The organism is Anatilimnocola floriformis (assembly GCF_024256385.1).
Classification (GTDB): Bacteria; Planctomycetota; Planctomycetia; order Pirellulales; family Pirellulaceae; genus Anatilimnocola; species Anatilimnocola floriformis.
The window spans coordinates 2,508,247-2,520,954 of sequence record NZ_JAMLFW010000001.1 but is presented as its reverse complement, the minus strand read 5'-3'; the positions used below and the strand labels follow the sequence as shown (position 1 = coordinate 2,520,954).

The following is a 12,708-nucleotide window of genomic DNA, read 5'->3' as shown; positions in this document are numbered from 1 at the left end:
CCAAAAAGAAGCCCGCGAGGCGCGCGAGCCGTCCTCGTCCTATCAGCCAGATGGCGAGGACCACCACCTGCCAAACGATGAAGCAGTAAGCAGCCATTGTTTCGCGGCGATTCCAAACTGGATATCGTGCAGCGAGTGACCGCCGAGTTCGATTCGCAGATCGGTATCGCGAAAGACCAGCGGATCGCAGGCCAGGCAGATCAGCGGCATGAGCAAGCCCCAGATCGAATCGAACATCGTCGCTTGCCGCCGCGGCTCTTTGGGATGCCAACAGGGGTAAATGCAATTTCCCCAAGCAATCGCGGCGATAAAAGTAACGAGTCCGCCCCAGAGGTCAAAGCTCCGAAGCAAACCCAGCACAACCGCCAGCGCTGTGGTCAAAATCAACATTTCGCGCAGCGAGAATTTGGCCGGAGCGATTGCCGCTGCATCATCGGCCACCACTTTGGGCTGCGAGAACACTGAGTTTTCGGTAACCGCGAGGGCTTCGGCGATGGCGCGCTGATAGCGGGCCTCGCGTTCGGCTTCCGTTTCTTCGGCCGCCGATTCATTGATTGGTTTGGGCGTTCCGCCGGTCGCGTTCGGAACGTCGGAATTGTCATCTCGCATGCGTCGCGCCTCGCTCCACAGACCTGCCCACAACCTAGCCACTTTGGCGGGGCAACGCTATGCTAAGCACTACTAATGAAGTTTCCTATTTGCGGAGCAGTTTTTCATGCGATGCCGGGGTGTGCGTGGAGCGACGACGGTTGAGGCAAACACGCGCGACGAGATTCTGCAGAACACGCGTCAGTTGCTCGCGCTGATGATCCGCGCCAACGGTATCGAGCCCGAGGAAGTGGCCAGCGCGATGTTCAGCGTCACCTCGGACCTAAACGCCGAGTTTCCCGCCCTCGCGGCCCGGCAACTCGGTTGGCTCGACGTGCCGCTGCTGTGTACGTATGAAGTCGATGTCCCCGGCAGTTTGCGGCGCTGCATCCGCATCATGATTCACTGGAACACCGAAATGCCGCAGCACGAAATCCGGCATGTCTATATCAAGGAAGCGACACGACTCCGGCCCGATCTGTCGAAGCTGCCGCCGGTCGATTTCGAAGAGCTCGAGCGCTGGATCGCCGAGCAAATGAAAGAGATCAAAAAGCCCTAGGCCGTCCCACAAGCCTGACGCGCCAGCGAAGGAACACACGATTCCTTCGCTGGCGCGTCAGGCTTGTGTGCGAGTCGTCTCTGGAAGTTAGAATGCAGGTTCTCGCTTTCGCCCGGAGATGTTCGATGCGCTGGTGTGCCTCTCTCGCTTTACTTGTTGTCCTCGCTGCCTGCGCCACGGCGGCCGATCCGATTGATTTCAATCGCCAGATCCGCCCGATCCTCTCGGCGCATTGCTTCAAATGCCACGGCCCGGATGAAGGGACGCGCGAAGCAGGCCTGCGACTCGATTCGCAGGCCGAAGCAACGCGGAAGCTCGATTCCGAAAAAGTTGCCGTAGTTCCGGGCAAACCCACGGCCAGCGAACTAGTTCGCCGCATCCTGACAACCGACGCCGACGAACTCATGCCCCCCGCTTCGGCCAATAAACCGCTGTCGGCCGAGCAAAAGAAACTGCTGCAAATCTGGATCGAGCAAGGAGCCAAGTACGCGCCGCACTGGGCTTTCGTGCCGCCGCAACGTCCTGCGGTCCCTGTCGTCAAAACAAAGACCTGGCCGAAGAATGAGATCGACAACTTCATCCTGGCCAAGCTCGAAGCGGTTGGCCTGCAACCTGCGCCACAGGCTGACAAGTACACGCTCGTCCGCCGCGTCTATCTCGACCTGATCGGCCTGCCGCCGACTCCCGCCGAAGCCGATGCTTTTGTGAACGACACCGATCCGAAAGCTTATGAAAAGCTCATCGATCATCTGCTCGAATCGCCCCACTACGGTGAACGCTGGGCTCGTCGTTGGCTCGACCTCGCGCGCTACGCCGATACGAACGGTTATGAAAAAGATCGCCCGCGCTCGATCTGGCCCTATCGCGATTGGGTCATCAACGCACTCAACGCCGACATGCCCTTCGATCAATTCACGATCGAGCAACTCGCTGGCGACATGCTGCCCAGCGCCACGCCGCAGCAACGTATCGCCACGGGCTTTCATCGCAATACGATGCTCAACGAAGAAGGGGGCATCGATCCGCAGGAGTTCCGCTTTTACTCGACTGTCGATCGCACCAACACCACCGCGACCGTCTGGCTGGGCCTGACGCTCGGCTGTGCTCAGTGCCACACCCACAAATTCGATCCGATTCCGCATCACGACTATTACCGCACGCTCGCGTATTTCAACAACGCGGATGAGCCCGAGTTCGATGTGCCGAATGCCGCGACCGCAGAGAGACGCGCAGAGATCGAACGCCAGATCGCCGCGCTCGAAGCCGATCCGCCGCTCGCCGAGGTGCCGGGAGAATTCGAGTTCCGCACACCGGCCATCATCGAAGCCAAGAGCACCAGCGGCGCGAAAGGTGAAATCCAAGCCGAGAACGACGTCATCTTCACCGGCGAGACACCGCAAAAAGATACGTACACACTGACCCTCGCCGCCGACACGCGCGCCATCGGCGCGCTCCGCCTCGAAGCCCTCACCGACAAGACGCTGCCCAGCCAAGGCCCCGGTCGCACGCCGCATGGCAACTTCGTCGTGACCGAGATCGAACTGCAAATCGCCGAGGAAGGCAAAGAGCCGAAGCCCGTGAAGCTCGCTTCGGCAACGGCAGATTTTTCGCAAGAGAATTTCCCCGCCAGCGACATGCTCGATGGCAAAGCCAACACCGGCTGGGCCATTCATGGCCCCGGCAACTGGAATGTGAACCGCACGGCGACGATTCACTTTGCCGAAACCATCAAGCTCCCCGAAAAGGCTCGCTGGGTCGTCACGCTGCGGCAGGACTATGGCATGCAACACATGCTCGGCAAACTGCGGATCGGCCTCGGTGCTAAAACGGCGGCTGCCGCGCAAAAGCTTTCGACGGCCGAGGTCCGCGCCGCGGAGTTCGCAAAGTGGAAAGAGCAAAACACCGCGAAGGCCGTGCAATGGGAAGTACTACAACCGCTGACCGCAACGAGCGAGTTGCCGAGCCTCACAATCGAACCAGAGAACACGATTTTTGCCAGCGGAGACTTCAGTAAGCGCGACATCTACGATCTGCAGTTCAAAACACAGCTCACCAAAGTCACCGCGATCAAACTCGAAGTGCTCCCCGACGCGCGGCTGCCGAAGAATGGTCCGGGCCGAGTTGCCTACGAAGGTCCCGCCGGCGATTTCTGGTTAAGCGAAGTTTCGCTCCTGGCTAACGATCAGAAGCTGAAGTGGAAGGACGCCTCGCAGAGTTTTTCCAGCGGCAAGAACAACGCAGCCGCTGCCATCGACAGCGATCCACAAACCGGCTGGTCGATCAACAACGGTCAGGGTCGCGAGCACAGCGCGGTGTTCGTCCTCGCGGAACCGCTGACTGTGAGCGACGCGATTCACCTACAGTTGCTCTTTGAAAAATACTACGCTGCCGGCCTCGGCCGGTTCCGCGTGTGGGCCACCGATCAAGAACTGCCGAAGGCGAGCGACCTGCCAGCGACGATCGAAGCCATTCTGAAAATGTCCGCCGCCAGCCGCACGGCCAACGACGAGCAACGGCTGTTCAAGCACTTCCTCTCGTTGCAGGCCAAACCTCAGGTCGAAGCACTCCGCAAGCAACTGCCCGGCTACACGACCACGCTGGTGATGAACGAGCGAGCCGTGGACCATCCGCGCTCGACGCATTTGCATCACCGCGGTGAATACCTGCAGCCGAAGGACGAAGTCCATCCGCAGCTGTTGTCGCTGATCGGCGCCGACAAACAAGCACAACCGGCGAATCGCTTGGAGTTTGCTCGCTGGCTGGTGAGCGGCAAGAACTCACTCACCGCGCGAGTGACCGTCAACCGCCACTGGGCTGCCCTCTTCGGCCGCGGCTTGGTCCGTACGACCGATGACTTTGGTTATCAAGGTTCGCCGCCCACCCATCCCGAGTTGCTCGATTGGCTCGCGCTCGAACTGCCGCAGCGCGGTTGGTCGATCAAGCAGTTGCACAAGCTCATCTTGATGAGCGCGACGTATCAGCAGTCCTCGCGCGTTGTTCCCGAAATGTCCACAGCGGATCCAGAGAATCTGCTCCTCGGCCGTTTCCCGCGGCATCGTGTCGAAGCGGAACTCATTCGCGATGTGGTGCTGAAAACTTCCGGCCAACTCTCGCCGAAGCTTGGCGGCCCGAGTGTTTATCCGCCGCAACCCGCCGGCGTTACTTCGGAGGGGACCTACGGTCCGCTCGCTTGGAATGTGAGCCAAGGTGAAGATCGTTACCGCCGTGCGCTCTACACGTTCACCAAACGAACGGCTCCTTACGCGATGCTCCTTACGTTTGATGCACCGAGCGGGGAAGCCTGCGTGCCGCGGCGCGAGTTGAGCAATTCGCCGCTGCAGGCGCTCACGCTGCTGAATGATCAAGTGTTTCTGGAAGCGGCCCAAACGATGGGGAAGCAACTCACGACGCAACCGGGTAGTGTGGCCGAGAAAGCAAAGGACCTATTCCGCCGTTGCCTCACTCGGCCGCCGAGTGAGGAAGAGTCGCAACTGTTGGCGAAGTTTTTCGAACAGCAGCGGTCGCGCCTAGAAAGCAAAGAACTCGATGCAGCGAAAATCGCCGGGACCGACGAAGCAGACAAGATTGATCGGGCTGCGTGGACGCTAACGGCGCGAGCGCTTTTGAACCTGGATGAGACGATTACGAAAAACTGAGTGAATTGAGTCCTTTAGCCACCGCCTTTAGGCGGTGGTGACAGCGATATAAAACTGTCCGGCTTTAGCCATCCAACAGTCGACCTCGATTGTCGATAGCTAAAGCCGGAGCAATTGATTGATCTCTACCACCGGCTGAAGCCGGTGGCTAAGAAGACCGGATTGAAAAATGAACCAACTGTCATTCAACACGACCGCAACACAAACCGCTCGTCGCCAATTCCTTCACGACTGCGGCATCGGCCTCGGCAAGATCGCGCTCGGTTCGTTGCTCGCGAGCAGCATGGCGAGGAACGCGAACGCGGCGGAGCAAACGCTCGTCAATCCGTTCCCGCCGAAGAAGCCGCACTTCGCCGCCAAGGCCAAGGCGGTGATTCATCTCTTCATGGCAGGTGCGCCGAGCCAGCTTGATCTGTTCGATTACAAGCCGAAGCTCGCCGAGTACGAAGGGAAATCGATTCCGCCCGAAGTGATCCAGGGGCAGCGGTACGCGTTCATTCGCGCCGATGCGGCCTGCCTGGGACCGCAGTTCAAGTTTGCGAAACATGGCCAGAGTGGCGCCGAGCTTTCCACCATGTTGCCGCACCTGGCGAAAATTGCCGATCAGGTTTGCATTGTGAAGTCGTGCAAGACCGATCAATTCAATCACGCGCCGGCGCAGCTCTTTTTTAACACCGGTTTCTCGCAACCAGGCCGGCCGAGCCTTGGCTCGTGGGCGCTGTATGGTCTCGGCGCGGAGAGCGCCGATCTGCCGGCGTTCGTGGTGATGTCAACCGGCGCTGGCATTAGCGGCGGCGCGGCGAACTGGAACAGCGGCTTCATGCCGACCGGTTACACCGGCGTGCGGTTGCGCAATCAAGGCGATGCCATTCTCAACGTCAGCAATCCCGCCGGCATTGATGCGCAGGCGCAGCGCGACACGCTCGATCTGGTCGGCAGCCTCAACCGCCAACGCCTGGCTACGCTCAACGATCCCGAGATTGCCACACGGATTCAGTCCTACGAAATGGCCAATCGGCTGCAAACCTCCGCGCCGGATCTCTTAAATCTGAAGAGCGAAGATAAGAGAACGCTCGATATGTACGGCTGCGATCCCGACAAGCCATCGTTCGCGCGGGCCTGCTTGCTCGCGCGGCGAATGGTGGAGCGCGGCGTGCGATTCATCAATATCTACAACGAAGGTTGGGATGCTCACAGCGACGTCAGCGGCAATCTGAAAAAGAACTGCGGCGCGACCGATCAAGGTTCGGCGGCCCTCGTCGCCGATCTGCAGCAGCGCGGCTTGCTCGACAGCACGCTCGTCGTCTGGGGCGGTGAATTCGGCCGCACGCCAATGGTGGAAACCAATACCGCGCTCGGCCGCAGCCTGGGGCGCGATCATCATCCACAGGCTTACACCATGTGGTTCGCCGGCGGCGGGATCAAACCGGGTCAAACGATCGGCGCGACCGATGAGCTCGGTTTTCACGTCGTCGACAAGCCGTGCCACGTGCACGATTTGCAAGCGACAATCCTCCATTGCCTCGGGCTCGATCACGAACGGCTGACTTATCATTACGCCGGGCGGGATTTTCGGCTGACCGATGTGCATGGCCATGCGGTGAAAGAAATGCTGGCGTAGCAAGTTCCGTCATCGACTCAGTTGCGGCATCCACCTACGCGCGCCAAATTCCTCGCTCACGCGTCGGGCTACCTTTTCCTCGCTGCGCTCGGAGGCTATCGTTGGGGCATTCCTCACCTTTCCCTTGCCGAGACAAACCATGATTGCTCGCATTCTTTCCTCTCTCTGTCTGGTTTTGTTCACGATGACTCTCGCAACTGCCGCCGACAATCGCGATCGTTTCGAAGCCCGCACCTTCGAGAACAGCGGCGAGAAGCTCAACTATCGTTTGCTCAAGCCCAAGGATTACGACCCGAACAAGAAGTATCCGCTCGTCCTCTTTCTGCACGGCGCTGGTGAGCGCGGCGACAACAACAAGGCCCAGCTGCAACACGGCATGAGCGACTTCGCCTCCGATGAAGTGATGGCCAAGTACCCAGCCTTCGTCATCGCCCCGCAATGCCCCAACGGCAAGAAGTGGGTCGAGGTCGATTGGAGCGCCGCCAAGCACACCGCTCCCGACAAGCCGTCGATCTCGCTGCAGCTCACGTTCGATGCCATGGCTGCCCTGCAAAAGGAATTCAGCATCGATGACTCGCGGATCTACGTCACCGGCCTGTCGATGGGTGGTTACGGTTCGTGGGATGCCGCCGAGCGCCGGCCTGACTACTTTGCCGCGGCGGCCCCGATTTGCGGTGGCGGCGACGTCGGCAATGCGAAGAAACTCGCCAAGCTGCCGATCTGGGCTTTCCATGGCGACAAGGACGGGGCGGTGAAGGTCGAACGGACCCGCGACATGATCGCCGCCATCAAGGAAGCCGGTGGCGAGCCGAAGTACACCGAGTACCCGGGCGTCGGTCACGATTCCTGGAGTGCGACTTACCGCAACCCCGAGTTCTACGCCTGGCTGTTCGCCCAGAAGCGCTCGTAAAAAGCATTCGTAAGGAAGCCATGGCCAAGTCCAAACAATCGCGCGGCAAAGGCCCCAAAGCCGCCGCGCCGCAGGGAAAGCCGGAACCCGCGGTCGACCCTGCGCCGGGGGATTCGACCGACCCTTTGCGGGCTTTTCCCGCCGATCCGCCGCAGCGGAACCTGAAGCTGCTGATTCTCAGCGCGATCCTGTTTTTGGCCTGGTTTTGCTTCCTGGCCTACGTCGCCCTGGGTACCTGACAACTCGGGAAGGGGCCCGATTTGCCCTTTTCTCAGCCTCGGGGAGAGCTATACTTCTGGTAGGCAGTAGCCAGGACGCTATCGCCCTTTCAGACAAATTGATTGCCAGTATTCTGGTTTTGCGGGAGCAGATTTCCATGATTACGTTGACCGAGCGGGCCGCGAAGGAAGTTCAAAACTACAAGTCCTCCGTGCAGGCCCCGACCGAAGATTTCCTCCGCATCCGCTTGATGGCCGGCGGTTGCAGCGGCCACTCGCCGAAGCTGGACCTCGACAGCAAGTTTGATGACAAGGCCGACAGCAAGTACACGTTCCACGGCGTGGACCTGGTCGTCGACAAGAAGAGCGAACTCTATCTCGAAGACGCCACCATCGACTTCGTCGAAGGTCTCGAACAGAGCGGCTTCAAGGTCGACATCCCGATGGCCAAGAAGAGCTGCGGTTGCGGTAGCTCGTATCAGTTCTAAGAACTGAGCGCAGTTAGCAATTGAACCAGATGAGAGCTCGTCCTGAAAAGGGCGAGCTTTTTTCGTAGGCGAGTCACTCCGTGACTCGCAACAGCTGTTTGGCAAGTTGATCCCGATCCTCGCGTTTGGGCTCCGAGAAATGCTTGTGAGCTGCCGACTCATACAAGCAAAAAGAGTGTTGCGAGTCACGGAGTGACACGCCTACGGCAGGCGATCCAGATTCACGAACACATAGCTGCCGCCGTTCTCGGCGGCGACTTTGCGGAGGAAGTGATTCTTCGGCGAGCCTTCGCTGCCGCGGGCGAAGTGGATCGTGTGAATCGTCGTTCTTCCTTTGGCGAGCTCGCGGATGATCCGCAGCTGACCGGGATCCATGCCCGGTTCGTCGCCGTCGGTCAGCAGGAAGATGACTTCCGGTCGCAGCTTGAGCGCGGCCGTCAAGGCAGCCGTGTGATTGGTGCTGCCGAAGGCGGGCAACTTGCGGAGGAAGGCGAGGAGCCGTTCCTTGTTTTCTTTCGTTGCGGTGAGCCACTGCGGATCGAGCAACGTGGGCACCTGGTGATAAGCGACCACTTGCACTCGTTGCTGTTCGTCGAGCGAATCGAGTTGATGCGCCAGCTCATCGGCGGCAGCGCGAATGGCGCCGAGGCCTTGCTCGCCCATGCTCGCCGAGCGATCGATGACCATGGCGAACGTTCGGCCGCGGGCCGCCGTGCCGTAGAGTTGCAAGTTGCCGGGCTGCCCCTGCGGCTCGCCACCCGAGCCGCGCGTCATCGCATCGTCGGGATAGTAATGTCCGGCCTGTTCGCCGCCGAGCATGTTCCGCCGCGCACTGCCGCCGGTGGTGTTGGCCAGCATGCCATCGGCGGCAGCGAACGAATCTTCCGTGGCCGGCAGCTGGAAATTCGATGGGAATTTTAGCAGGACTTCCTTCGGAAGATGATCTGTGGTTGGCAGCTCTGTTGGCGGCGGAATGACTGCAACTGGATCCTCAACCGGCTCGCTCGGCTCCACGACGGGTGCTGGCGACTCAGCTTCCGGCGCGGTGGACATCTCAGCAACGGGCGCCGGTCGTGGCTTGTTCGCGCTTCTCCACCAGAGAATGCCGATCGCCGTCACTTGCAGCAAGCAGATCGTCAGGAGCACGGGGATAAGGATCGAGAGCCGAAACCACGACGGCTGCGCATCCTTTGCTGAGTCATCTTTACTGATCATGGATCGTGCTTTTGCCCCTGCGAGCATTATCAAATCGGATCAGTTGCAAAGCAAGGAACGAAAAGTAGCTGAATTCGCCAGAATTCAGACCGAGCAGTTCGAGGTGACAGACTGAATTCTGGCGAATTCAGCTACACGTGACCTTGCAAGTCTCTTCGTTACCAAGGTGTTACGGAGTTCTGCGCGATTTGCGGTTACTATGTCGGCGGGCAAATTCCTCTTCGCGATCGGAGACTATGATGCGGCGACTGACATTATCTTTGTGCCTGATTTTTGGCGTCACGGCGGCGCTCGCCTCGGCGGCCGAGCGAAATCCTCAAGAGCTCGAACTGACGACGCAGCGAGTCATCATCTTCAAGGATGGCTACTCGCTAATCATCAAGAAAGGTACGGCGACGAGCGATAAGGAGGGGGAGGTCTTCACCGATGAAGTTCCCGAAGCTGCCGTGCTCGGTTCGTTCTGGGCGACGCCGGAGCAAGGCCGATTGATCTCGATGGTCGCAGGTTGGAAGGCGACGAAGAACAGCGAGGAGAAGCAAATCCCTTGCACGCAGCCGCTCGAAATCCTGCTGGCGAACAAAGGGAAGCAAGCCAAGATCGAGTTGCACGACAAGACGATCTACAACGGCGTGATTCGCGAAGTGCTCGTCGATCGAACCGAGGCTCCGCTCGCGCCGGCCCAGATGGAATTTCTCGAGCTCGCAGCGGCGAAACCAAAAGCGCCGCTGCCGGTCTCGAGCAAAGTCTCGCGACTTCGGCCTGCCGAAACGACAAGCGAACACACGCTCACTTCGGTGGCCGGTTCCAACTTTGTGCTTCGCACCGACGACGGCGATGTGCTGCTGCAAGTGCCACAGATCCGCTCGATCCAGGTCAAAGACATGAACACCAGCTTGAGCAAGACGCTCACCACCAGCAAACGAACCAAGCGGCTCAGTTTCAAACTCGAAGGTGCCGAAAAGAAGCAGTCGATCTCGATCATGTATTTTCGCCCGGGCATTCGCTGGATTCCCACCTATCGCGCGGCGCTAAGCGATAAGAAACCCGCCGAAAACGGCAGCAAGAAAGCCTCGATCGAATTGCAAGCCGAGTTGCTCAACGAAGCCGAAGATTTTGAAGACGTGCCGGTCGACATCGTAGTCGGTGTGCCGAACTTTCGTTTTCGCGGCACGCCGAGCCCGCTGACACTCGAAGCCACGCTTCGCAACGCGCTCGCCGAAGCCGCGCCCGACCTGATGAGCAACGGCGGCAACAGCTTGTCGAACGCGATGTACTCGCAGCAAGTTGCCAGCGTTCGCCAAGAGCGTGCCAATGCCGGCGCGCAAGGCACCGTGAATCTGCCGGGCGAACTGACCGCGGCCGGCGCGCAGGATTTGTTCGTCTACAACCTACCGAAACTTTCGCTCGGCAAGAGCGATCGCATCGCCGTGCCGATCTTCACGGCAGAGACGACCTATCGCGACATTTACACTTGGGACGTCCATGCTCAGAAGCACGACGTTGCCGTGGCGGCCACCGACGCGGGCAAGAACTCGCCGCTCACGCTGTCGAAGAACGAAGTCTGGCACCAAATCACGCTCAGCAATGCGACGAACCTACCGTGGACGACCGGCGCAGTGATGATCATGCAAGGTCAACAGCCTCTCGCGCAAGAGCTGCTCACTTACACGGCGCCTAAAGATGAAGTGCGCATTCCGGTGACGGTTTCGGTCGATACTCGCGGCAGCATCACCGAAAAGGAAACCGCCCGCGACCTGCGAGCCATGGAATGGGCCGGCTACAACTACGCCCGCATCGAACGGCAAATGAAGTTGCACCTGTGCAACAACAAGCCGGTCGACATCAAAGCCGAAATCACCCTCCGCATCGGCGGCAAAGTAACGAAGGCTTCGACCGACGGCGACGTGACCATCGGCCCATACAACGCGTCTGACTGGATTCAGTACACCGGCCATCCCGCCGTGAACAACAGCTCGACAGTGGTCTGGAAAGTGACGCTCAAGCCCGGCGAGAACTTTGAGCCGGAAGTGACTTACCAGCACTACGCGCGGCACTAACCGCTGCGCAATACCATCTTTGCAGGCTCGGGAGGGCGAGGCTCCCGCCGAGCCGCCGAGGTGGAATTGCGAAGGCCGTTGGCGACTGCTTTCGACCGGCGCGGCTCGGCGGGAGCCTCGCCCGCCTCGCCCTCCCGGGGACTTCGACGCCAGCGTGCACGACTGTGCGGAGTGTCGACGCTGGACCAGAGTTGTCTAGCGTGCGTGTCCTTTGCATTTGGCGAATCCTGGGCAGCCAACGGCGTGGGCTGGGCCGAAGACAAACTGCATTTTGTGGCTATTGATTTCAAAGCCTTTCCCTTGCCCGCGCGCGTGACGCAGTATGGGAACTACTCAGCTCGCAGTAAAACCACCCGAAAGAGTTGCAATATGGTGCAATATCGAAACCTGGTGAAAAGTGCGTAAAGCGTTTTAAGCAAAGACGTTTGCATAGAAACTAGATTTGCATCACCTACAATATTGCCACCCCCTATTCGAGGCTGTTCAGCGATACTTAGCCTTGTTCAGGCAAGGGAAAACGGATCTCCACAAAGCGATTCTCCTGACTCCTGTAAGGTTCTAACTTGGCACCGGTAAACCCAGAGGATTCCTGGATGAATCAACCCTCACGAGTTTCCGATGTCCCTTTTATTCACCCCTCCCCGACCTCCCCAAACAGGGCCCGCCATCGTCCTGTCGGCCCCGCACGCTTATCATAAGGAACAACCCACCTGCACCGCGAAGCCCGGTTGTCTGCCGGGAACTCCTGGTTGCAGGTCCACAGGACGCGCGGGGAACTCAGCACCGATGGCAGTGGACGATTCACCCCTGACCCGCACCAGCCTGGTCTTGCAGTTGCGCGAGCCCGGCAACAACGTGGCGTGGCAGGAATTTGCCCGGCTCTATGGGCCGGTGATTTACGGCTTTGCTCGCAAACGCGGGCTGCAAGATGCCGATGCGGCCGACATGATGCAGGACGTTCTGCGGAGCGTTTCGGGCGCGATTGGCACGCTCGATTACGATCGGCAGCGCGGCACGTTTCGCGGTTGGCTATTCACCATCACGCGCAACAAGATTTTCAATTTCCTCTCGGCCCGCAAGATTCGGCCGCAGGGTTCGGGCGATACGACGACCAATAAGTTGCTCGATCAGCAGCCCGGTGAAAACGACGGCGAAGATACTTGGGAGATCGAGTATCAGCGACGGATCGCGGCGATCGCGATGGAAAAGATCAAAAGCGAATTTCAAGCAAAAAGCTGGCAGGCATTTTGGCGAACCGCCGTGGAAGGAGTTGGCGTCGGCGAAGTGTCGAAGGAACTCAGCATGTCGGCCGGGGCGATCTATGTCGCCAAGAGTCGCGTGCTGGCCCGGCTGAAGGAAGAAGTCGACATCCTGCGAAAGCAGGAGGACGCATAAC

General features: G+C 59.5%; 10 protein-coding genes. 8 read left to right on the top strand and 2 right to left on the bottom strand.

The window, feature by feature from the left end; translation table 11 throughout:
* Positions 1–42: 42 nt before the first annotated feature.
* Entirely contained in the window at positions 43–609 is a 567-nt protein-coding gene (locus M9Q49_RS09770) for a hypothetical protein (protein WP_254508540.1), read from the bottom strand.
* A 106-nt stretch (positions 610–715) separates the two neighbouring features.
* Between M9Q49_RS09770 and aroH the strand changes: the two genes are divergently transcribed.
* The 6 genes from aroH (at position 716) to M9Q49_RS09740 (ending at position 8,040) form a co-directional block, all read left to right on the top strand.
* Positions 716–1,147 (top strand): chorismate mutase, encoded by a 432-nt coding sequence (gene aroH, locus M9Q49_RS09765; RefSeq protein WP_254508539.1) that lies wholly within the window; start codon positions 716–718, stop codon positions 1,145–1,147.
* Positions 1,148–1,272: 125 nt separating this feature from the next.
* On the top strand, positions 1,273–4,803 hold the full coding sequence (locus M9Q49_RS09760; RefSeq protein WP_254508538.1) for a PSD1 and planctomycete cytochrome C domain-containing protein: 3,531 nt from the start codon (positions 1,273–1,275) through the stop codon (positions 4,801–4,803).
* A gap of 169 nt (positions 4,804–4,972) precedes the next feature.
* Positions 4,973–6,424, top strand: coding sequence for a DUF1501 domain-containing protein (locus M9Q49_RS09755; RefSeq protein ID WP_254508537.1), 1,452 nt, complete (start codon positions 4,973–4,975; stop codon positions 6,422–6,424).
* A gap of 184 nt (positions 6,425–6,608) precedes the next feature.
* Complete coding sequence (locus M9Q49_RS09750; RefSeq protein WP_254508536.1) at positions 6,609–7,334, top strand: carboxylesterase family protein; 726 nt, start codon at positions 6,609–6,611, stop codon at positions 7,332–7,334.
* 20 nt (positions 7,335–7,354) lie between these two features.
* Positions 7,355–7,573, top strand: coding sequence for a hypothetical protein (locus M9Q49_RS09745; protein ID WP_254508535.1), 219 nt, complete (start codon positions 7,355–7,357; stop codon positions 7,571–7,573).
* Between the two features lie 137 nt (positions 7,574–7,710).
* Positions 7,711–8,040 (top strand): HesB/IscA family protein, encoded by a 330-nt coding sequence (locus M9Q49_RS09740; protein ID WP_254508534.1) that lies wholly within the window; start codon positions 7,711–7,713, stop codon positions 8,038–8,040.
* A 201-nt stretch (positions 8,041–8,241) separates the two neighbouring features.
* Here M9Q49_RS09740 and M9Q49_RS09735 read toward each other — a convergent pair whose 3' ends face one another.
* Positions 8,242–9,255, bottom strand: coding sequence for a vWA domain-containing protein (locus M9Q49_RS09735; protein WP_254508533.1), 1,014 nt, complete (start codon positions 9,253–9,255; stop codon positions 8,242–8,244).
* A 239-nt stretch (positions 9,256–9,494) separates the two neighbouring features.
* On the opposite strand from M9Q49_RS09735, the gene M9Q49_RS09730 reads away from it, so the two are divergent.
* On the top strand, positions 9,495–11,312 hold the full coding sequence (locus M9Q49_RS09730) for a DUF4139 domain-containing protein (RefSeq protein WP_254508532.1): 1,818 nt from the start codon (positions 9,495–9,497) through the stop codon (positions 11,310–11,312).
* 786 nt (positions 11,313–12,098) lie between these two features.
* Complete coding sequence (locus tag M9Q49_RS09725) at positions 12,099–12,707, top strand: RNA polymerase sigma factor (protein WP_254508531.1); 609 nt, start codon at positions 12,099–12,101, stop codon at positions 12,705–12,707.
* The last annotated feature ends 1 nt before the right edge of the window (position 12,708 follow it).

Excerpts from the sequence above, each read along its gene's own strand:
- M9Q49_RS09760 (WP_254508538.1), top strand. The coding sequence starts at position 1,273 with ATGCGCTGGTGTGCCTCTCTCGCTTTACTTGTTGTCCTCGCTGCCTGC.
- M9Q49_RS09770 (WP_254508540.1), bottom strand. The coding sequence starts at position 609 with ATGCGAGATGACAATTCCGACGTTCCGAACGCGACCGGCGGAACGCCC.
- M9Q49_RS09740 (WP_254508534.1), top strand. The coding sequence starts at position 7,711 with ATGATTACGTTGACCGAGCGGGCCGCGAAGGAAGTTCAAAACTACAAG.
- M9Q49_RS09725 (WP_254508531.1), top strand. The coding sequence starts at position 12,099 with ATGGCAGTGGACGATTCACCCCTGACCCGCACCAGCCTGGTCTTGCAG.
- M9Q49_RS09750 (WP_254508536.1), top strand. The coding sequence starts at position 6,609 with ATGACTCTCGCAACTGCCGCCGACAATCGCGATCGTTTCGAAGCCCGC.
- M9Q49_RS09755 (WP_254508537.1), top strand. The coding sequence starts at position 4,973 with ATGAACCAACTGTCATTCAACACGACCGCAACACAAACCGCTCGTCGC.
- M9Q49_RS09745 (WP_254508535.1), top strand. The coding sequence starts at position 7,355 with ATGGCCAAGTCCAAACAATCGCGCGGCAAAGGCCCCAAAGCCGCCGCG.
- aroH (WP_254508539.1), top strand. The coding sequence starts at position 716 with ATGCGATGCCGGGGTGTGCGTGGAGCGACGACGGTTGAGGCAAACACG.
- M9Q49_RS09730 (WP_254508532.1), top strand. The coding sequence starts at position 9,495 with ATGCGGCGACTGACATTATCTTTGTGCCTGATTTTTGGCGTCACGGCG.
- M9Q49_RS09735 (WP_254508533.1), bottom strand. The coding sequence starts at position 9,255 with ATGATCAGTAAAGATGACTCAGCAAAGGATGCGCAGCCGTCGTGGTTT.